We start from the raw sequence: 18,721 nt of genomic DNA, 5'->3' as shown, positions 1-18,721 counted from the left end.
TATCGATCTCGCCCCTGTCACTATCAGTAACCGCGATGTGCGCGTCCGTCCAATCGAAAAGCGCAGATACGCCGCGCCAGCAGCCCGGGAAAAGTATGCAGAAAGGATTGGATTCATGGCAACCAGCGAAGGCTCGCCTCTTGGTCAGATCATCATTCTCAATGGCGCGCCGCGATCCGGAAAAAGCAGCATCGTCGGGGCGATACAGGCTGATTTCGAGGGCGTTTGGCTCAATCTCGGCGTCGACACCTATGTGCGGCATATCACGCCTCCACGCTACCGTCCTGGTATCGGCTTGCGTCCCGGCGGCGAGCGGCCTGAGCTCGAGCCGCTGGTTGCGCGCCTTTATGCCGCACTCTATGCGTCGATCGCCGCGCATAGCCGCATGGGGCTCAATGTCATCGCCGAGTTCGGTCATCACGACAGCTATTCGCAACCGCTCGGCATTCTCCCCGACTGCGCCCGGCTTCTGGCAGGTCTGCCCGTCCTGTTCGTCGGCGTGCGCTGCCCACTCGATGTCGTGATGGAGCGGCGGCTCGCCGAAAGTCCGGAAAGACAGGGCACTTACGTCAAGGTCGAGGCTGGCATGCCAGCCCCCGCGCCGGTCATTGCCTGGCAGGAGCAGGTTCATCGACCGGGGATCTACGATCTGGAAGTCGATACGTCGATGAGTAGCCCTAGAGCCTGCGCCGAAGAAATCCGCCAATTGCTTGCCGAAGACCCGCCCCATCCCACTGCATTCGAGAGAATTGCCTCAAGGTATTGAGGGTACAAGACAAAAGCGGACGCTGAGCGCCCGCCTTTTGCTTTCGAAAGATCGATAGCGATCAGCCGGCCGCGAGCGGTGCGCCCCAGCTGCCCCAGATGTAGATGCAGAAGAACAGGAACAGCCAGACCACGTCGACGAAGTGCCAGTACCAGGCGGCCGCCTCGAAGCCGAAATGCTGCTTCGGCGTGAAATCGCCGCGGATTGCGCGGACCAGGCAGACCAGCAGGAAGATCGTGCCAATCAGAACGTGGAAACCGTGGAAGCCGGTCGCCATGAAGAAGGTTGCGCCATAAATCGAGTTCTTGAACGCGAAGGGGGCATGCGCATATTCGTATGCCTGGACGCAGGAGAACAAGGCGCCAAGCAGAACTGTCAACGTCAGCCCCTGGATCAGCCCCTTGCGGTCGCCATGCAGCAGCGCATGGTGCGCCCAGGTAACCGTGGTGCCCGACAGAAGCAGGATAATCGTGTTGTAGATCGGCAGATGCCAGGGATCGAGCACCTCAAGGCCCTTCGGCGGAAACTGGCCGCCGAGGAAGGCGGTACGCGATGCCTGGATCGCCTCGTTCGGGAACAGGCTGACATCGAAATAGGCCCAGAACCAGGCGACGAAGAACATCACCTCCGAGGCGATGAACATGATCATGCCGTAGCGCAGATGCAGCGAGACGACGCGGGTATGCGCGCCCTCATGTGCTTCCTTGATCGTATCGGCCCACCAGCCATACATGACATAGAGGACCACGGCGAGACCGATGAAGAACAGCCAGGGCTGGGCGAAATTGATTCCGAACAGATGCAGCGCGCCACCGTTCAGGTAGCGCATGAAGCAGACACCGCCAAAGGTGATCACGAAGGCTCCAAAGGCCGCAATGATCGGCCACGGGCTGGGATCGATAATGTGATAATCGTGTTTTCTCTGATGCACTTCGGCCATATCAGCAATCCCCGAATAACTTTTTCCCATATTGCTTCCGGTCAGACCGAAAAGCACTCTCCATCAAAGCTTTTTTTCCACCGGCTTCGTAACGCCGTCATTGGATGCCACGGGCTTTGCGCCTTCCCGTGGATAATAGGTATAGGACAGTGTCAGCGCGTTGATCGTCTTGGTTTCCGGAGCCTTGGCGATCTCGGGATCGACATAGAAAACCACTGACATCTCGCGCTTTTCGCCGGGCGCGAGATCCGTCTCGTTGAAGCAGAAGCACTGGACCTTGTTGAAATAGACCCCGGCTTCGAGCGGCGTGACGTTGAAGATCGCTTGGCCGCGCTCCATCTTGTCCGACTTGTTCTCGATCTGGAACTTGACCTCGACCGTCTCGCCGATCTTCGGGCTTACAGACTTTTGCAGCGGCTTGAAATCCCATGGCAGGCCGGGCGCGACGTTGGCATCGAAGGAAACCTGGATCTGCTTGTCGAGGACGAGGTTCGACACCTGCTCGACGCGCTGCGTCGTGCCGTTATAGCCCGTCACCTGACAGAACATGCGATAGAGCGGCACGGCGGCGGCGCACATGGCGCTCATGCCGACGACGAAGCTCAGGCACATGGCAACGATCATCCCGTTGCTACGGGTGCCGTTCCTCGTGCTTTTTGTGACCTCCCCCTCCATGACGCCTCCTCAAACGTGTCCGGAACCGACCTTGATGATGGTGATCGCGTAGAACAGCACCACCAGACCGGCAAGCACGAGGCCGAGCGCGATGTTGCGCCCTCGCCGCGACTTCTTCTGCGCCTCAGTCAGCTTGACGAGCTCTATCATAGCCAGCCTCCGGCACCACCCGACATCAGCACGGCAACGAGCCGGTCGATCAGCAGCGCGGAAAAGATCGCAAAGAGATAGAAAATGGAAAAGCCGAAGAGCTTCTTTGCCGGCACCATCTTCACGTCGCCATCGGCCATGCGCCAGACGGCGATGGAACAGTGCACGAAGATCGCGCCGAGCACCGCTGCAACGACGCCATAGCCGAAGCTCGCAAAGCCTATGAAAGCCGGCACGACGCCGAAGATGGCGGTCAGCACCGCATAGACGACGATCTGATTCTTCGTTGTTGGGATGCCGGAGACATTCGGCAGCATCGGTACGCCGACGGCCTCGTAATCCCCCATCTTGAAGAGTGCCAGTGCCCAGAAATGGGCCGGCGTCCACAGGAAGATGATGAGGAAGAGCACAATGCTTTCGACCGGCACGCTGCCGGTGACGCATGCCCAGCCGATGACGGGCGGGAAAGCGCCGGCAGCACCGCCGATGACGATATTCTGCGGCGTCGAGCGCTTCAGCCACATCGTGTAGACGACGGCATAGAAGAAAATCGTGAAGGCGAGAATGCCGGCGGAAAGCCAGTTGATCGCAAGACCGAGGATCGTCACCGAAAAGCCCGACAGCACCAGGCCGAAGGCCAGCGCTTCCGATGGATTGATACGGCCCGAAGGTATCGGCCGGCTCTTGGTGCGGGTCATGACGGCATCGATATCGGCGTCGTACCACATGTTCAAGGCGCCGGATGCGCCCGCGCCGACCGCAATGCAGAGGATGGCGATGAAACCGAGAACGGGGTTGATATGGCCGGGAGCCAATACGAGGCCGGTAAAGGCGGTGAAGACGACCAGCGACATCACGCGCGGCTTCAGAAGCTCGAAATAATCGCGCGCACCCGCTTCCGACAGGCCGGTTTCGCCTTGCTTTGCGAGCGCTTCGTGATTGTCGATGACCGTCATTCTTTCTTCCAATTATCCGTTGAACCGGACGCCGCTTATCACGGCGTCCGGAAATGAGCTACTTGATGCGCGGCAGCTCTTCCCACTGATGGTGCGGCGGCGGCGACGACAGCTGCCACTCGAGCGTGGTTGCGCCCTCACCCCAGGGATTATCGCCTGCGACGCGCTTCTTTGCGAAGGCATCTATAACGCCCCAGAAGAAGAAGCAAAGGCCAACGGCTGCGACATAGGAGCCGATGGAGGAGACGAAGTTCCAGCCGGCATAGGCATCCGGATAGTCGATGTAGCGGCGCGGCATGCCCGCACGACCCAGGAAGTGCTGCGGGAAGAACACCATGTTCACACCGACGAAGGTGATCCAGAAGTGCCAGTTGCCGATCCGTTCATTGTACATGTAGCCGGTCATCTTCGGGAACCAGTAGTACCAGGCGGCGAAGATGGCGAAGACGGCGCCAAGCGACAGAACATAGTGGAAGTGTGCCACAACGAAGTAAGTCGCATGCAGTTCGCGGTCGAGGCCGGCATTGGCGAGCTGGACGCCGGTGACGCCACCGAGCGTGAACAGGAAGATGAAGCCGAGTGCCCAGATCATCGGCGTGCGAAACTGGATCGAACCACCCCACATCGTCGCAATCCATGAGAAGACCTTGACACCAGTCGGAACCGCGATGACCATCGTCGCGAAGACGAAGTAACGCTGCGTGTCGAGCGACAGGCCGGTCACATACATGTGGTGGGCCCAGACGACGAAGCCGACGGCGCCGATCGCGACCATGGCGTAGGCCATGCCGAGATAGCCGAAGATCGGCTTGCGCGAGAAGGTCGAGATGATGTGGCTGATCATGCCGAAACCGGGCAGGATCAGAATGTAGACTTCCGGATGGCCGAAGAACCAGAAGAGGTGCTGGTAGAGCAGCGGGTCACCGCCGCCTTCCGGCGCAAAGAAGGTCGTGCCGAAATTGCGGTCGGTCAACAGCATGGTGATGGCGCCGGCGAGAACCGGGAGCGACAGAAGCAGCAGGAAGGCGGTGATCAGAACCGACCAGGCAAACAGCGGCATCTTGTGCAGCGTCATGCCGGGAGCGCGCATGTTCAGGATCGTGGTGATGAAGTTGATCGCACCGAGGATCGAGGAGGCACCGGCAATATGCAGCGCGAAGATAACCAGATCGATCGCCGGGCCGGGATGGCCGACCGTACCTGACAGTGGTACATACATCGTCCAGCCGCCACCCGCGCCGTAAGCGCCTGCCGGGCCTTCGACGAACATCGAGAGGATGAGCAGCAGGAAGGCCGGAACGAGCAGCCAGAAGGAGATGTTGTTGAGGCGCGGGAAAGCCATATCCGGCGCGCCGATCATGATCGGCACCATCCAGTTGGCAAAGCCGCCGATCATCGCCGGCATGACCATGAAGAAGATCATGATAAGCGCGTGGGCGGTGACGAAGACGTTGTACATCTGCTTGCCGCCATCGATGGCGGCATCGCCCGAAAAGCCATAGACCATCGATGCCAGACCGCTGAAGATCTGGATGCCGGGTTCCTGCAATTCCATGCGGATAGCAACGGAAAGGAGGAAGCCGATCACGCCCGCAAAGATCGCGAAGATCAGATAGAGCGTGCCGATGTCTTTGTGATTCGTCGAAAATAGCCAACGATCAGCGAAAGATTGCTTGTGTGCATGATGATCGTCGTGCGCGTGGGCGTCGTGAAGATCATGCGAGTGATCGTCGTGTGCCTTGGATCCAGCCATTGTTCCTACCCTCTTACTTCGCCGTGTTTTCCGCGACCTTGACGGTCGTCGGTTGGTCGACGGCGGCCATCAGAGCCTTGTTCGCCTTGCCGACATCGGTTGCAGCAGCGGCAAGCCACTGCTTGTACTGATCGTCGGAGACGACACGGATGGCGATCGGCATGAAAGAGTGATCCTTGCCGCAGAGCTCGGAACACTGTCCATAGTACAGGCCTTCGCGGTCGGCATTGAACCAGGTTTCGTTTAGACGGCCCGGAATGGCGTCAATCCTGACACCAAATGCAGGCAAGGCGAAGGAATGGATGACGTCGGTCGGTGCGGCGGTGATGAGAAGGCGCACGTTCTTGCCGACGGGAACGACCATTTCGTTATCGACGGCGAGCAGCCGCGGATATTTCGACTTGTCGTCCTTGCCGGCGGCGGCGCGGTCCTGCTCCTTCAGCATGAAGGAATCGAAGGCGACCGGCGTCGCGCCACTGCCCTCATATTCATAATTCCACTGCCATTGCGTCGCCGTCGCCTTGACGGTGACATCCGTCTTTTCCGGGAACGTCAGCTGATCGGTCAGAAGATTGAAGGAGGGGATAGCCAGGAAGAGAAGAATGAGGACCGGTCCGATGGTCCAGACGACTTCGATCAGCGTGTTGTGGCTCGTCTTGGACGGAACCGGGTTCTTGGACGCCCGGAACTTGACCATGACCACCACCAGCAGGACCAGAACAAGCAGCGTGATCGGAATGATAAACCAAAGCGTGTATGCCTCAAACCAGCGGATTTGATGCATGTTGCCGGTCGCCGCCTGCTGCATACCGGTTTCCCAAGGTCTCGGCTGATCGGCGTAGCTACCTGTCGCAAAAAGCAGACAGATCATAGCCGCCAGAGCCGCGTAAGCTCTTTTCATCACGATGTCTCTCCCTCCAGCGTTTGATCCCAGATCTTCCTCAAACGCAGTATCCCTACAATCCATTGCGCTTCAAACCACAGTTTGGGGTGCTCCGCAACAACTCACGACATTTGTTAGTGCGGCATTTTTGCGCGAATATCCCCCTCTGCTTGTCGCGGACATGGCAAGCATTTCATCATCATACGAAAAATTGCATCGCGGTCCATGGCGCCGCCGGGACAAAATGGAGTAGACGTCGTATTTCCGCCGTAGTCGGTTGGAATCCAGCAGCCGGGGCTTTTCATTTGCCGGCCTGGGCTTCAACAATAGCGGCACTGATTCGAATCTAGAGGTTTCCATGGGTTTTCGTTCCCTCGCCCGGCTTTTGCTCGTTACCGGCAGCGTCGCTGCCGCAGTTGCCGCACCCGCATGGGCGCAGCAGGGCCAGCAGACTCAGCCGCCGGCGCAGCAGACCCAACAGTTGCAGCCGGACCAGCCGGGCCAGCAGCAGCCGCATACGCAGCAGGTGCCTACAAGCCAGGTTCCGCAACCGCCGGGTACGGTCCGGTCCAGCCACGGTGCATGGTCCGTCGTGTGCGACAAGCCGGCAGGCGCGGCGACTGAGCAGTGCGCGCTGATGCAGAACGTGATCGCCGAGGATCGTCCGGAAATCGGTCTGTCCGTCGTCGTGCTGAAGACGGCTGACCGCAAGTCCAAGATCCTGCGCGTGCTGGCGCCGCTCGGCGTGCTGCTGCCAAACGGTCTCGGCCTCAATATCGACGGCAAGGATATCGGCCGCGCCTATTTCGTGCGCTGCTTCTCCGATGGCTGCTATGCCGAAGTTGTGCTGGAGGACCAGTTGCTGAAGACGCTGCGCAGCGGCGCCACAGCAACCTTCATCGTCTTCCAGTCGCCGGAAGAAGGCATCGGCATCCCTGTGGATTTGAAGGGCTTTGCGGACGGCTACGACGCCCTTCCCTGACCGGATGGGCTTGCTCTTGCGCGGTGCGAAGCCTACATCGGCTCTGAACGGAGCACCTGATCCATGAATACCGATCTCCTTACACTTTTTGATGCCGATGAAGCCAAGCTGCGCGGCATCGTTGCCGAAGCTCTTTCCGGCGCCGATGACGGCGAGCTCTTCGTCGAGCATGTCCAGGCGGAATCGCTGACATTCGACAATGGCCGGATGAAGGGCGGCAGCTTCAACACCGAGCAGGGCTTCGGCCTTCGTGCCGTCGCCGGCGAAGCGGTGGGCTATGCCCATGCGGGGGATCTTTCCGAGGCCGCATTGAAGCGCGCCGCCGACGCGGTGCGCGCGGTGACATCGGGCTATGCCGGCTCCTACGCGGCCGCGCCCCAGCGCACCAACAAGGTGCTCTATGGCGACGAGAACCCGATCGGCACGCCGAGCTTCGAGGAGAAGGCAAAGCTACTGCAGCGGATCGACAACTATCTGCGCGACAAGGACGACAAGGTGCGTCAGGTGACGGCATCCATCGCCGCCAGCTGGCAGGTGGTCGACATTCTGCGCGCTGACGGTCATCGCGTTCGCGATGTGAGGCCGATGACGCGCGTCAATATCTCCGTGATCGTGGGTGACGGCGACCGACAGGAATCCGGCTCCTTCGGCACCGGCGGCCGGATCGGCTTCGGTGATTTCGTCTCAGCGGACAATTGGCACTACGGCGCCGACGAGGCCCTGCGTCAGGCGCTTGTCAATCTGGAGGCGATCGAGGCACCCGCCGGCACAATGGACGTCGTGCTCGGCTCCGGCTGGCCGGGCGTCATGCTGCACGAAGCCGTCGGGCATGGGCTCGAAGGCGACTTCAACCGCAAGAAGACGTCGGCCTTCGCCGGCCTGATGGGCCAGATGGTGGCCACTCCTGGTGTTACCGTCGTCGATGACGGCACGATCGAGAACCGCCGCGGCTCGATCACCGTGGACGACGAAGGCACGCCATCGGCCTACAACGTGCTGATCGAGAACGGCAAGCTGATCGGCTACATGCAGGACCGGCAGAATGCGCGGCTGATGGGCATGAAGGCGACCGGCAACGGCCGCCGCCAGGGCTATGCCCATACGCCGATGCCGCGCATGACCAACACCTACATGCTCGGCGGCGACAAGACGCCGGAGGAAATCATTGCCTCGGTGAAGAAGGGCATCTACGCCGTTTCCTTCGGCGGTGGCCAGGTGGATATCACCTCAGGCAAGTTCGTCTTCGGCTGCACCGAAGCCTATCTCATCGAGGACGGCAAGCTCGGCGCTCCGATCAAGGGCGCGATGCTGATCGGCAACGGCCCGGATGCGATGAAGCGCGTTTCGATGATCGGCAACGACATGAAGCTCGATACCGGGATCGGCAATTGCGGCAAGGCCGGCCAATGGGTTCCGGTCGGCGTTGGTCAGCCGCATTTGCGCATGGACCAGATCACGGTGGGCGGCACCAAGACCTAATCGTTCTTGAGGCGCTTATCACGCCTCGGGACGAAAACGCCATTTGCGCTCCACCGCAGCGGTCAAATCCAGGCCGTTGCGATGCGCGAATAAAAGAATGTGGCCGAGCACATCGGCCGTTTCGTCGGCAAGTGCGGTCGCCAGTTCCGCATCGCTCATGCCCTTGCGCCGCCCACGGCCGGTGACCTTGTTCCAGATCTGGATCAGCTCGCCCATCTCCTCCTGGAGTTTCAGCACGAACCAATCGTCGTCACGCTCCATGCCGTTATCGGCGGCGTAGCGTGCCGAAGCCGTTTCGAATTGCTCCATCAGATCTTTCAGCATCGAAATCGTTCCCTTTATGTTCTAGACATCAATGAACGATTCCCGTCAAAAAGTCGAGCCGGCGGAGATCGCTCCGCCGGCTCGTGTTTATCCAATTCAAGATTACGCTCAGCCCTTGCTCGGCAGCAGCATGCAATCGAAGTCCTTACGCTTCAAAGCAGAGCAGGCGGAATTCGCATCGTCGCGGCTTGCAAAGCCGGTGAAGCGGGCGCGATAGACCGTGCTGGCACCCTTGCCGACGGCCTCGGTATAGGGCGAGGCATTGGCGAGGGCATTGCCGGCCTTGGACTTCGCTTCCGAGAGAAGATCCTTGGCAGCCTGGGCGGTCGGCGTCGCCGCGATTTGCACTTGCCAGCTTCCGGATACGACCGGCTTGCTGGCGGTTGCCGGCTGCTTGTTGTCGACGAGGATCTCGTCCATCGCAGCCGGGCGATCCATCGGCACGGTGACGTTCGAGGCGGCAGCGAATGCCATCGGAACGACCTCTGCGCGTTTGCGCGGGGTGGCTGCGGTGGTCTGCGTGTCGACATCCACGGCAACATCGTCCGATACAGACGCCACTTCAATCTGCTTGGCCATCTTGCCCCCGCCGACGCTCGCCAGCAGACGCGATGTCGCGACGGGGCTTGCCTTGGGCACATAACGATCCAACAGCGATGCCATCATCGCATCGCGGCCACGCGCGGTGGCGCCGCCCATGACGACGCCGATCACGCGGCGATTGCCCTGGCGCACGGCGCTGACGAGGTTGAAGCCGGAGGCATTGGTATAGCCGGTCTTGATACCGTCCATGCCTTCATAGCGATACATCAGATTGTTATGGCCGCGCACGTAATGGCCGCGGTAGTTAAAGCTCGTCTGCGAGAAGAGCCGGTATTCCTGGGGATAGTTGTTGATGAGCGCGACGGCGAGCGTCGACATATCTCGCGCCGTCGTCCACTGCTGCATGTTCGGAAGACCCGAGGCATTCAGGAAGGTGGTGCGGCGCATGCCGAGTTCGCGCGCCTTCTGCGTCATCATCCGCGCAAAGCCGCTTTCGCTGCCGCCAAGTGCTTCCGCCATGGCGGTTGCGGCGTCGTTGGCGGACTTGATGATCATGCCATCGACGGCTTCGCGGACGGTCACCGTGCCGCCGGGCTTGAGGCCCAGCTTGGTGGGCGGCTTGGCAGAGGCGAAGCGCGAAACCGGGATCCGGGTATTCCAGCTCAGCTTGCCGCGGTGGATCGCTTCGAAGGTCATGTATAGTGTCATCATCTTGGTCAGCGATGCCGGATGGTTGAGGTCATCCGCATTGCTGGATGCCAGCACGTTGCCGGTCTTTGCATCCATGATGAAATAGGCGCTGCCAGCGAAGCTCGCCACGGGAGCGCTCAACAGCAAGACGGCCGCAGACAAAGCCATCAGAAGTCGTTTCATAATTGTCCCCAACCGAAAGAATGCCAACACACCGCATCAATCCCTGTACGATTTTGCGACAAAAAGCCTGATACCGGTGCGATATTGAGGCAACAGCCTCGATAGTTCTTCAATTTTGCCTTTCCTGGTAAAATAAGCATTAACGCATTGGAAATTATGACAAAGATTCAGTAAGGTTTAACGGGGATGCGCTACAGCGTTGACATTGGTCAACCGGGTCGAGCCGCATGGAACAGGGCATCAAGGTCCGCCTCAAGCGCACGATGATCTCAAGCGGACTTGAAGCCGCCGCAATCTTGAAGGGTGCGGGACTAATGCGCGACGTTGCCCGCCTCGGCACTATCTTCACCCTTCATCACGTCCGCCCCGCCCTCCCCCGCCGTTTTGCGCCCAATGCGCATCTGGAGGTCTCGCCCGACTTTCTCGATCAGGCGATCGCCCGGCTGAAACAGGACGGTTACGAGTTCATCGCACTCGACGCTCTTCCGTCACGGGCAAAAGAGGCTGCCGGCAGACCACCCTTCGTCGCCCTCACGCTCGATGACGGCAACCGGGACAATCTTGACCACGCTCTGCCAATCTTCGCGCGCCACGAGGTGCCCTTTAGCGTCTTCATCGCCCAGGGGCTTTCGGAGCGGACCCATAGCATATGGTGGGAGACGCTGGCCGAGCTGCTTAGCCGGCTGGATCGGGTGACATTCGATTTCGGATCAGGAGACGAGTTTCTGCCACTCGGCAAGGACAGCCAGAGGCATGCCGCATTCGCCCGCTTCGCCGCTTTCGTCCACAGCGACGAAGAAAGCGAAGCCGTCGGCCGGATCGATGAGCTTGCCCGGCGTCATGGCCTGGAGCCGCTCGACATCGTCCGTGCATCGATCATGGATCGGAACGAATTGCGGCAGCTCGCGCGCCATCCGCTTGCTTCGCTCGGCGCCCATACGGTGAGCCATCGAGCATTGGCAAGGCTCCCCGAGGCGGAGGCGGCCGCGGAAATAGCACTCTCGGCCGATTATGTCGCCGACATTACCGGAAAGCGGCCAACCACAATCGCCTACCCCTATGGCACGAACGAGGCCGTCTCGCCGCGCGAGGGCCGGCTTGCGGCAGAGCTCGGCTTTTCCGTCGGCGTCACCACGCGCCCCGGCACGATCACGACGACAAATGGCAATGCACCGCTGCTGCTGCCGCGGCTATCGCTGAACGGCCATTACCAGAAGCCCCGCTATGCGTCGGCGCTTGCATCCGGCATCCCCATGCGGCTGATGGGGCGCCGGGAGCCGGCATAAGGTTTACGGATACATCCGCACCTTTTGCCAGGCGCCTTCGGGCACATCGCGACGAAATTCGATACGATCGTGCAGTCGGAACTGGCGGTCGTGCCAAAATTCGATCGACAGCGGCCGAATGCGGAAGCCGGACCAATAAGGCGGGCGCGGAATATCGCCGATCGCGTAACGAGCGGTATATTCGGCAACGGCCTTTTCCAGCGCGAAGCGGCCTTCCAGAGGGCGCGACTGCTTTGAGGCCCATGCCCCGATGCGGCTGCCGCGGGGTCTTGTCTTATAATATTCGTCGGCTTCCTTATCGCTCACCACTTCAACCAGGCCACGCAAACGCACCTGGCGACGCAGCGACTTCCAGTGGAAGCACATGGCGGCTTTCTTCTGGGAAAGAATTTCTTGGCCTTTCTGGCTCTCGAAATTTGTATAGAATACGAATCCGTCGCTATCGAAACCTTTCAGAAGAACCATGCGGACATTTGGCAAACCATCCTTATCCACCGTTGCCAGCGCTACCGCATTCGGATCGTTCGGTTCGGTGGTCTCCGCCTCACGCAGCCAGGACGCAAAGAGGCTGAAAGGTTCGTTCTGCTCGGTGAAGTCACCGCTTGTTAACTCGTTTTCCGACATATTAATTCAAAAGCTCCGCAATTCCTAATAACCGCCGGCCCCTCTGGCTGGCCAAGAAGTTCGGGTGGAAGTCATAGCAAAGTCGATCGTTCATACAAAGCGCAAGCTTGCAAAAGGCGTAACGATGGCTGTCGCCCTCATCTCCCTTTTCACCCTTGGCGGCTGCGTCGGCGGCGGCATGGACTACCTGAGCTCGGCCAAAGTGGATCGCAGCGTATCGACAGGCACCGTGCCGACGGCACCGGTGACAGCGGACAGCATCTCCGACGAGACCACAGTGCGCAATGCCGTCACCTCGGCGGATCTCAATAAGCTCAACGGACAGCCGATACCCTGGGCAAACACCTCGACCGGCAGCGCCGGCGTCATCGACACGATTGTCGAAAGCAATGCATCCGGCGTGGTCTGCCGCCAATTCCGCACGAGCCGGCATTCCTATCAGGGTGTTGCCAACTTCTCTGGCAGGACTTGCCTTGTCGGCCTCGGCGAATGGCAGTTGCTGAGCTTCCAGCAGGCGGGCTGATCGCCCTTCTCCTGTTTCCATCGCCTCCAAAACATTTTTGCTTCCGTACGCGTGATGTTGACATCTGCGCTCTCCGTCCGACTGCGATTTTGGCACCGCCTGTTAGCGATTGGCTAACCATGCCCCGAAATGGGGATCTGCTGCCCCTCTCCGCCGTAACGCCTGATTAGCAACTCTTCCCGCAGGATCGGCTCATCGGCGCATCACCCTTGCCTCCCATGACAGGAAGCAGGACGGCGAAGCGCTATCAATTGGTTCTTTGCTTGGGGTGCTGCGATGGGGCTGGGCACACCCACGAATGATGGCGGGAAAGATGCGGGATCCGTATAAAGTGCTGGGCGTTAGGAAGGATGCGGGGGCGAACGAAATCAAATCCGCCTGGCGCAATCTGGCAAAGACTGCTCATCCCGATCACAATCCTGGCGATCCGACGGCTTCGGAGCGATTTGCCGAAATCGGCCGTGCTTACGAGACGTTGAAGGATCCCCAGAAGCGCAGCCGCTACGATCAGATCGCGCGTATGGCCGAGGCGAAGGGCCAGAGCCAGGAACAGACGATCATACAGCAACGGCAGGCGGCACGGGAGGCCGCCGAACGAGCCAAGGCCGCGCGTGCCAATGCCGACAAGATCATGGAAGAGCTCGCCCGGGCCAATGCCCGCAAGGCAGCAGCCTCGGCGGCATCCGGCCAACATGGTAATGCCGCCGAATCGCCGGAAGATATGGTCGAGCGTATTTTCGGAGTGAAGACCGGCCAGGCGCAGCAAGCACAAGCCACGGCTGATGTCGGCACACAACAGGCGGAAAAGCCGCGGGAACAGCCCACTACCGCAGCATCGGAAGAGCTGCAGATGGAAGAAGAGCAGTACGCAGCGGTCTCCGCGTCGGCCGGCTCGCGCTCGGCCTTCGGCATCCTCGGCTCTCTGGTGCGGCGCATCACGGGCGGCACTGTGCCCGAAAAGCCACCGGAAAAAACCCCGGAGGTCGCTGCCGAAGCCACGGTGACGCTCGACGACATGCTGAAGAGCCGTTGGATCATCGTGCCGCTGCCCGATGGCCGCGAGGCGCGCTTTCAGGCAACGACGGATATCTCCAACGGTCAGGTGCTGCACCTCAAGGGCCAGGGGCTGAAACTGCAGGGCATGCTGCGCGGCGATGTCGCCGTCACTGTGCATCTGTCGACCGACGGGCGCTTCACGCTCGAAGGCAGCGATGTGCGCACCATATTGCCTGTCAGCATCGAAAATGCGGTCCTTGGCTGCGAGACAACCGTCGAGGGATTGAACGGGCCGGTCAGGATCACGGTGCCGGCATGGTCCGGTTCGGATCAGATCATTCGCATTTCCGGTGAGGGATTGCCCAACGGCAATGGCGCAAAAGGCGATCTCATTGTCGAATTGCGGCTGATGCTCTGGGAAAAACCCGACGACAAGGTCACGGATCTCATGCGGAGTATGCGCGAAGGGTTTTTCCTGTGAAATTTTGGTGACAACAGCACCCTTTGTTACGATCCCTAACAGTTGATGATCTTTACGATGCTTGAACCGGGGGTCGGCCTATGCCATAGGCAGGTTCATCTAAAGTTCAAGGGAGCATAATATGGCTCAAGCCACTGGCCTCATGGCAGGCAAACGCGGCGTCATCCTCGGCGTAGCAAACAACCGTTCGATAGCGTGGGGTATTGCCAAGGCCTGCTCGGATGCCGGAGCCGAAATTGCATTGACATGGCAGGGCGATGCCCTGAAGAAGCGCGTCGAGCCGCTCGCTCAGGAACTCGGCGCCTTCATGGCCGGCCATTGCGACGTGACCGAGCCGGCAACGATCGATGCCGTCATGGACACGCTCGAGGCGAAATGGGGCAAGATCGATTTCGTCGTGCATGCCATTGCGTTTTCCGACAAGGACGAGCTGACCGGCCGTTATCTCGATACCAGCCGTGACAATTTCACGAAGACGATGGACATCTCCGTCTATTCCTTCACGGCGGTTGCACAGCGCGCCGAGCGAATCATGAATGACGGCGGCTCCATGATCACCCTCACCTATTACGGTGCGGAGAAGGTCATGCCGCATTATAACGTCATGGGCGTCGCCAAGGCCGCTCTCGAAGCAAGCGTACGCTACCTCGCAGTCGATCTCGGTAGCCGCGGCATCCGCGTCAACGCGATCTCGGCAGGCCCGATCAAGACGCTCGCAGCGTCCGGCATCGGCGACTTCCGCTACATCCTGAAGTGGAACGAGTACAACGCACCGTTGAAGCGGACTGTCACGATCGACGAAGTCGGCAATTCCGCCCTCTACCTGCTGTCGGATCTGTCGACGGCCGTGACCGGCGAAATCCACCACGTCGATTCCGGCTATCACACGGTCGGCATGAAGGCCGTGGACGCGCCCGACATTTCCGTCGCGAAGGACTGACCAACAGGAATCTGACCGTGTCACCCATACTCTATGTGATACGCCACGGTCAGACCGACTGGAATGCCGAGCGCCGGCTGCAAGGGCAGAAGGATATCGATCTGAACGCCATCGGTCGCGAACAGGCGCGGCAGAACGGCGTCGATCTTGCGGAAATCCTCGCCTTCGAAAGCATCCCCTTCGATTTCGTCGCAAGCCCGTTGCGGCGTACCCGCGAAACCATGGAAATCGTTCGGCAGGCCATGGGGCTGCCGCCCAAGGACTACGGCACTGACGACAGGTTGGTCGAAGTGTCCTTCGGGGCCTGGGAAGGCTTTACTCTCAAGGAATTGAAGGCGACCGAGCCTGACCGTCTTGCCGAGCGCAAGGCCAACAAATGGGATTTCATCCCGCCTGGCGATGATGCCGAAAGCTACGAAATCCTCTCCTGGCGCGTTGGCGCCTGGCTGACGTCCATCGACCGTCCGACGGTCTGCGTCACGCATGGCGGCGTCATACGCACGCTGTTTCGCCTGATCGGGGATGTCGAAAAGGAAGAGGCGGCCGAAATCCCCATCCATCAGGACCAGATCCTGAAAGTCGATCCGGAAATGAAGATTATCGGCTGGATGTAACGCGGTTTGGGATTAGGCCGGGGACCGTTTTTTCGGAGAACGCTTAAAATCGATCGATCGAAAGCTCTGGATTTCACCTGCGCCGGGTGAGTGCCTGGCGAAGCCGGGATTTATTGAACGATATCAAGATCGTTGACGACGCGCTTGCCGTCGACTTCCGTATAGAAGACCACGACCTTCACACCGGCCTGCAGGCCGCTGAAATCGAAATCCTCCGGCACCTGATAGCTCTTGCCGTCATCCAGCGTGATATTGAAGTTCTTCGCATCGACCTTCTTGATGACGGCCTCGACATCCGCGCTCTCAGCAAAACCAGCGACAGGAGCAAGCAGGCTTGCCGTGGCCAAAAGCGTCGCTACAAAGAAGCGCATCGTCGTCACCCTTCAGGTAAATTGATTATGATTTCTTATGCGGCCTAGAAAACACGTCGAATATGGCGGAAGTTGCCCCCAATAATGACTTCGCCCGCCCAATTGGTGAATGCATCGTCACAATCCACAATTCGGATTAATCTTTGTTTACCATGCCGATGCTTGAGGAAGAAAATGGCTGAGCGCCGTTTCCGAGGCAACTGAAAGAAAGATTTTGTCTTGTCAGAATTTTGGCCTATGAGTGGGCCGCAATTGCAAGTGACAAGACGCGGCCTGCCGTCAGGCTGCGCTAATCCGGTCGTTTTACATGTCGCATAACACATTCGGTCACCTCTTCCGCGTCACCACCTGGGGCGAAAGCCACGGCCCGGCGCTTGGTTGCGTCGTCGACGGCTGCCCTCCGGGCCTCCGTTTCAAACTGCAGGACATTCAGACCTGGCTTGACAAGCGCAAGCCGGGGCAATCGCGCTTCGTCACGCAGCGGCGCGAGGACGATCTCGTGAAGGTTCTGTCCGGCGTCATGCTCGATGAGGACGGCGAGACGATGATCTCGACCGGAACGCCGATCTCGATGCTGATCGAGAATACCGACCAGCGTTCGAAGGATTATGGCGAAATCGCCCGACGCTATCGTCCCGGCCATGCCGACTATACCTATGACGTCAAATACGGCATTCGCGATTATCGTGGCGGCGGGCGCTCCTCGGCCCGCGAGACAGCAGCGCGTGTTGCCGCCGGCGGCATCGCCCGTCTTGTCGTGCCCGGCGCGACCATTCGCGGCGCGCTGGTGCAGATCGGCAAGCATAAGATCAACCGTGCCAATTGGGACTGGGCCCAGGTCGACCAAAATCCTTTCTTTGCGCCTGATCCGGAAATCGTGCCGGTGTGGGAAGAGTATCTCGACGGCATCCGCAAGGCAGGCTCCTCGATCGGCGCAGTCGTCGAAGTCGTGGCCGAAGGCGTGCCGGCCGGGCTTGGCGCTCCGATCTACGGCAAGCTCGATCAGGATATCGCCTCGCTGCTGATGTCGATCAACGCCGTCAAGGGCGTCGAAATCGGGGAAGGCTTCGCCTCCGCCGAACTCACAGGCGAGGAAAATGCCGATGCGATGAGGATGGGCAATGACGGCAAGCGCATTTTCCTGTCCAATCACGCCGGTGGCATCCTGGGCGGTATTTCCACAGGCGAGCCCATCGTCGCACGCTTTGCCATCAAGCCGACTTCGTCGATCCTGACGGAACGCCAGTCGATCGATGCCGATGGCAACAACGTCGATGTGCGCACCAAGGGCCGCCACGATCCATGCGTCGGCATTCGTGCGGTGCCGATCGGCGAAGCCATGGTTGCCTGCGCGGTTGCCGACCATTATCTGAGAGATCGCGGCCAGACAGGCCAGCAGAGATAGGAATTTCGAGATGCCGTATGACCAGAAGCGCGTTGTCGATGCCATCCGGGCTTTCGAAGCCGGCGAGATCGTCGTCGTCATGGACGATAACGACCGCGAAAACGAAGGCGACCTGATCGTTGCCGCCGTACACTGCACGCCCGACAAGATGGCCTTCATCGTTCGCCACACCTCTGGTATCGTCTGCACGCCGATGCCGCGCGAAGAAGCCAAGCGGCTCAACCTCAATGCCATGGTCGCAGAAAACGACTCAGCACATACGACGGCCTTCACCGTTTCCGTCGACTTCAAGCATGGGACCACGACCGGTATTTCCGCCGACGACCGCACGCTGACGGTGCGCAACCTCGCCAACCCGAATGTCGGTCCCACAGATTTCGTCCGCCCAGGCCATATCTTCCCGCTCGTTGCCCGCGAAGGTGGCGTGCTGATGCGTTCGGGCCATACGGAAGCTGCGGTCGATCTTTGCAAGCTTGCCGGCCTGCCGCCGATCGGCGTCATCTGCGAGCTCGTCAATGACGATGGCACCGTCACGCGCGGTCAGCAGGTGGTGAGCTTCGCCGAGCAGCATGGGCTGAAGCTTGTTTCGGTCGCCGATCTCATCGCCTATCGCCAGCGGAAGGAAACGCTGATCGAACTCGGCGCCAGCTTTGATGTCGAGACTCCGTTCGGCAAGGCGCGCGCCCATACCTATTCGCTGCCCTGGGATCCAATGCAGCACCTTGCCGTTGTCTTCGGTGACATCCGCGACGGTATCGACATTCCGGTCCGCCTGCATCCGGAGAACGTTGCCGAGGATATTTTCGGCAAGAACAGCCCGGTCGATTTCTACATGAAAAAGATCGCCGAAGAGGGCCGCGGCATCATCGTCTATCTGCGTGAGGGCTCTGTCGGCGTCGGCCATTTCGACAACGGCCGCAAATCGCGCCAGGCCGGCCGCGAGGCGCATGCCGAAGCGCAGACGCGGGATAGCGAATGGCTGGAAATCGGCCTCGGTGCCCAGATCCTGAAGGATCTCGGCGTCAGCTCGATCAAGCTGCTCACCAGCCGCGAGCGGCACTATGTCGGCCTGGAAGGTTTCGGGATCAAGATCGCCAAGACGGAGATCTGCTGATCTTTCACCCTCCCCTTGATGGGGAGGGTGAAAGATCAGCGCT

Annotated in this window: 20 protein-coding genes; 10 read left to right on the top strand and 10 right to left on the bottom strand. The window is 59.9% G+C overall.

The genetic code is table 11. The features are described from left to right. The first annotated feature begins 115 nt into the window (after positions 1 to 115). Positions 116 to 766 (top strand): chloramphenicol phosphotransferase, encoded by a 651-nt coding sequence (locus tag FHX05_RS11645; RefSeq protein ID WP_183871783.1) that lies wholly within the window; start codon positions 116 to 118, stop codon positions 764 to 766. A gap of 61 nt (positions 767 to 827) precedes the next feature. On the opposite strand, the gene FHX05_RS11640 is transcribed toward FHX05_RS11645, so the two are convergent. The 6 genes from FHX05_RS11640 to coxB all read right to left on the bottom strand — a co-directional run bounded on the left by FHX05_RS11640 (position 828) and on the right by coxB (position 6,141). Next, positions 828 to 1,706 carry a cytochrome c oxidase subunit 3 gene (locus tag FHX05_RS11640; protein WP_106996830.1) on the bottom strand — a complete coding sequence of 293 codons (879 nt, stop codon included), beginning with the start codon at positions 1,704 to 1,706 and terminating at the stop codon, positions 828 to 830. Positions 1,707 to 1,769: 63 nt separating this feature from the next. Continuing rightward, entirely contained in the window at positions 1,770 to 2,381 is a 612-nt protein-coding gene (locus FHX05_RS11635; RefSeq protein WP_183871781.1) for a cytochrome c oxidase assembly protein, read from the bottom strand. Between the two features lie 9 nt (positions 2,382 to 2,390). After that, positions 2,391 to 2,531, bottom strand: coding sequence for a hypothetical protein (locus tag FHX05_RS11630; protein ID WP_015339051.1), 141 nt, complete (start codon positions 2,529 to 2,531; stop codon positions 2,391 to 2,393). Next, positions 2,528 to 3,487: a heme o synthase gene (locus FHX05_RS11625; protein WP_183871779.1), complete on the bottom strand. Its 960-nt coding sequence runs from the start codon at positions 3,485 to 3,487 to the stop codon at positions 2,528 to 2,530. Before FHX05_RS11625 ends, FHX05_RS11630 begins: the two co-directional genes overlap by 4 nt. 58 nt (positions 3,488 to 3,545) lie before the next feature. Further along, the gene (gene ctaD, locus FHX05_RS11620) at positions 3,546 to 5,240 is read right to left on the bottom strand and encodes a cytochrome c oxidase subunit I (RefSeq protein ID WP_112397979.1); all 1,695 of its coding nucleotides are present in this window, start codon (positions 5,238 to 5,240) and stop codon (positions 3,546 to 3,548) included. Positions 5,241 to 5,253: 13 nt separating this feature from the next. Then, positions 5,254 to 6,141, bottom strand: coding sequence for a cytochrome c oxidase subunit II (coxB, locus tag FHX05_RS11615; protein WP_132716688.1), 888 nt, complete (start codon positions 6,139 to 6,141; stop codon positions 5,254 to 5,256). Positions 6,142 to 6,481: 340 nt separating this feature from the next. On the opposite strand from coxB, the gene FHX05_RS11610 reads away from it, so the two are divergent. Both FHX05_RS11610 and tldD read left to right on the top strand, forming a co-directional pair. Beyond that, complete coding sequence (locus FHX05_RS11610) at positions 6,482 to 7,105, top strand: invasion associated locus B family protein (RefSeq protein ID WP_041677818.1); 624 nt, start codon at positions 6,482 to 6,484, stop codon at positions 7,103 to 7,105. A gap of 63 nt (positions 7,106 to 7,168) precedes the next feature. After that, positions 7,169 to 8,584: a metalloprotease TldD gene (tldD, locus tag FHX05_RS11605; RefSeq protein WP_183871777.1), complete on the top strand. Its 1,416-nt coding sequence runs from the start codon at positions 7,169 to 7,171 to the stop codon at positions 8,582 to 8,584. A gap of 18 nt (positions 8,585 to 8,602) precedes the next feature. Here tldD and FHX05_RS11600 read toward each other — a convergent pair whose 3' ends face one another. After that, positions 8,603 to 8,908: a pyrophosphatase gene (locus FHX05_RS11600; RefSeq protein ID WP_112605943.1), complete on the bottom strand. Its 306-nt coding sequence runs from the start codon at positions 8,906 to 8,908 to the stop codon at positions 8,603 to 8,605. A 108-nt stretch (positions 8,909 to 9,016) separates the two neighbouring features. Next, positions 9,017 to 10,324, bottom strand: coding sequence for a D-alanyl-D-alanine carboxypeptidase family protein (locus FHX05_RS11595; RefSeq protein WP_183871775.1), 1,308 nt, complete (start codon positions 10,322 to 10,324; stop codon positions 9,017 to 9,019). 227 nt (positions 10,325 to 10,551) lie between these two features. Here FHX05_RS11595 and FHX05_RS11590 point away from each other — a divergent pair, with 227 nt between their 5' ends. Next, complete coding sequence (locus FHX05_RS11590) at positions 10,552 to 11,610, top strand: polysaccharide deacetylase family protein (RefSeq protein WP_183871773.1); 1,059 nt, start codon at positions 10,552 to 10,554, stop codon at positions 11,608 to 11,610. Positions 11,611 to 11,613: 3 nt separating this feature from the next. On the opposite strand, the gene pdxH is transcribed toward FHX05_RS11590, so the two are convergent. Continuing rightward, the gene (gene pdxH / locus FHX05_RS11585) at positions 11,614 to 12,234 is read right to left on the bottom strand and encodes a pyridoxamine 5'-phosphate oxidase (RefSeq protein WP_112605952.1); all 621 of its coding nucleotides are present in this window, start codon (positions 12,232 to 12,234) and stop codon (positions 11,614 to 11,616) included. Positions 12,235 to 12,358: 124 nt separating this feature from the next. Between pdxH and FHX05_RS11580 the strand changes: the two genes are divergently transcribed. From FHX05_RS11580 to FHX05_RS11565, 4 genes are all read left to right on the top strand, one after another. Continuing rightward, on the top strand, positions 12,359 to 12,757 hold the full coding sequence (locus tag FHX05_RS11580) for an RT0821/Lpp0805 family surface protein (RefSeq protein WP_210293647.1): 399 nt from the start codon (positions 12,359 to 12,361) through the stop codon (positions 12,755 to 12,757). Positions 12,758 to 13,070: 313 nt separating this feature from the next. Further along, the gene (locus FHX05_RS11575; protein ID WP_183871771.1) at positions 13,071 to 14,234 is read left to right on the top strand and encodes a DnaJ domain-containing protein; all 1,164 of its coding nucleotides are present in this window, start codon (positions 13,071 to 13,073) and stop codon (positions 14,232 to 14,234) included. A gap of 121 nt (positions 14,235 to 14,355) precedes the next feature. Next, entirely contained in the window at positions 14,356 to 15,174 is an 819-nt protein-coding gene (fabI, locus tag FHX05_RS11570) for an enoyl-ACP reductase FabI (protein WP_015339039.1), read from the top strand. A 17-nt stretch (positions 15,175 to 15,191) separates the two neighbouring features. Further along, a complete protein-coding gene (locus FHX05_RS11565; RefSeq protein ID WP_183871769.1) occupies positions 15,192 to 15,788 on the top strand; it encodes a histidine phosphatase family protein in 597 nt (198 codons plus the stop codon). 110 nt (positions 15,789 to 15,898) lie between these two features. Here FHX05_RS11565 and FHX05_RS11560 read toward each other — a convergent pair whose 3' ends face one another. Then, complete coding sequence (locus tag FHX05_RS11560; protein WP_015339036.1) at positions 15,899 to 16,159, bottom strand: DUF1344 domain-containing protein; 261 nt, start codon at positions 16,157 to 16,159, stop codon at positions 15,899 to 15,901. Between the two features lie 307 nt (positions 16,160 to 16,466). Here FHX05_RS11560 and aroC point away from each other — a divergent pair, with 307 nt between their 5' ends. Together aroC and ribB are read left to right on the top strand one after the other, a co-directional pair. Next, entirely contained in the window at positions 16,467 to 17,564 is a 1,098-nt protein-coding gene (gene aroC, locus FHX05_RS11555) for a chorismate synthase (protein ID WP_112605958.1), read from the top strand. Positions 17,565 to 17,574: 10 nt separating this feature from the next. Continuing rightward, on the top strand, positions 17,575 to 18,678 hold the full coding sequence (ribB, locus tag FHX05_RS11550) for a 3,4-dihydroxy-2-butanone-4-phosphate synthase (RefSeq protein WP_112605961.1): 1,104 nt from the start codon (positions 17,575 to 17,577) through the stop codon (positions 18,676 to 18,678). Positions 18,679 to 18,721: the final 43 nt, after the last annotated feature.

Source organism: Rhizobium sp. BK491, from assembly GCF_014194925.1.
Taxonomy (GTDB): domain Bacteria; phylum Pseudomonadota; class Alphaproteobacteria; order Rhizobiales; family Rhizobiaceae; genus Rhizobium.
Note: the sequence above shows the minus strand (reverse complement) of the source record. Positions and strands in the feature narration are given on the sequence as shown.

Coding starts and splice junctions, on each gene's coding strand:
- FHX05_RS11645 (WP_183871783.1), top strand. CDS start 116: ATGGCAACCAGCGAAGGCTCGCCTCTTGGTCAGATCATCATTCTCAAT.
- FHX05_RS11640 (WP_106996830.1), bottom strand. CDS start 1,706: ATGGCCGAAGTGCATCAGAGAAAACACGATTATCACATTATCGATCCC.
- FHX05_RS11635 (WP_183871781.1), bottom strand. CDS start 2,381: ATGGAGGGGGAGGTCACAAAAAGCACGAGGAACGGCACCCGTAGCAAC.
- FHX05_RS11630 (WP_015339051.1), bottom strand. CDS start 2,531: ATGATAGAGCTCGTCAAGCTGACTGAGGCGCAGAAGAAGTCGCGGCGA.
- FHX05_RS11625 (WP_183871779.1), bottom strand. CDS start 3,487: ATGACGGTCATCGACAATCACGAAGCGCTCGCAAAGCAAGGCGAAACC.
- ctaD (WP_112397979.1), bottom strand. CDS start 5,240: ATGGCTGGATCCAAGGCACACGACGATCACTCGCATGATCTTCACGAC.
- coxB (WP_132716688.1), bottom strand. CDS start 6,141: ATGAAAAGAGCTTACGCGGCTCTGGCGGCTATGATCTGTCTGCTTTTT.
- FHX05_RS11610 (WP_041677818.1), top strand. CDS start 6,482: ATGGGTTTTCGTTCCCTCGCCCGGCTTTTGCTCGTTACCGGCAGCGTC.
- tldD (WP_183871777.1), top strand. CDS start 7,169: ATGAATACCGATCTCCTTACACTTTTTGATGCCGATGAAGCCAAGCTG.
- FHX05_RS11600 (WP_112605943.1), bottom strand. CDS start 8,908: ATGCTGAAAGATCTGATGGAGCAATTCGAAACGGCTTCGGCACGCTAC.
- FHX05_RS11595 (WP_183871775.1), bottom strand. CDS start 10,324: ATGAAACGACTTCTGATGGCTTTGTCTGCGGCCGTCTTGCTGTTGAGC.
- FHX05_RS11590 (WP_183871773.1), top strand. CDS start 10,552: ATGGAACAGGGCATCAAGGTCCGCCTCAAGCGCACGATGATCTCAAGC.
- pdxH (WP_112605952.1), bottom strand. CDS start 12,234: ATGTCGGAAAACGAGTTAACAAGCGGTGACTTCACCGAGCAGAACGAA.
- FHX05_RS11580 (WP_210293647.1), top strand. CDS start 12,359: ATGGCTGTCGCCCTCATCTCCCTTTTCACCCTTGGCGGCTGCGTCGGC.
- FHX05_RS11575 (WP_183871771.1), top strand. CDS start 13,071: ATGCGGGATCCGTATAAAGTGCTGGGCGTTAGGAAGGATGCGGGGGCG.
- fabI (WP_015339039.1), top strand. CDS start 14,356: ATGGCTCAAGCCACTGGCCTCATGGCAGGCAAACGCGGCGTCATCCTC.
- FHX05_RS11560 (WP_015339036.1), bottom strand. CDS start 16,159: ATGCGCTTCTTTGTAGCGACGCTTTTGGCCACGGCAAGCCTGCTTGCT.
- aroC (WP_112605958.1), top strand. CDS start 16,467: ATGTCGCATAACACATTCGGTCACCTCTTCCGCGTCACCACCTGGGGC.
- ribB (WP_112605961.1), top strand. CDS start 17,575: ATGCCGTATGACCAGAAGCGCGTTGTCGATGCCATCCGGGCTTTCGAA.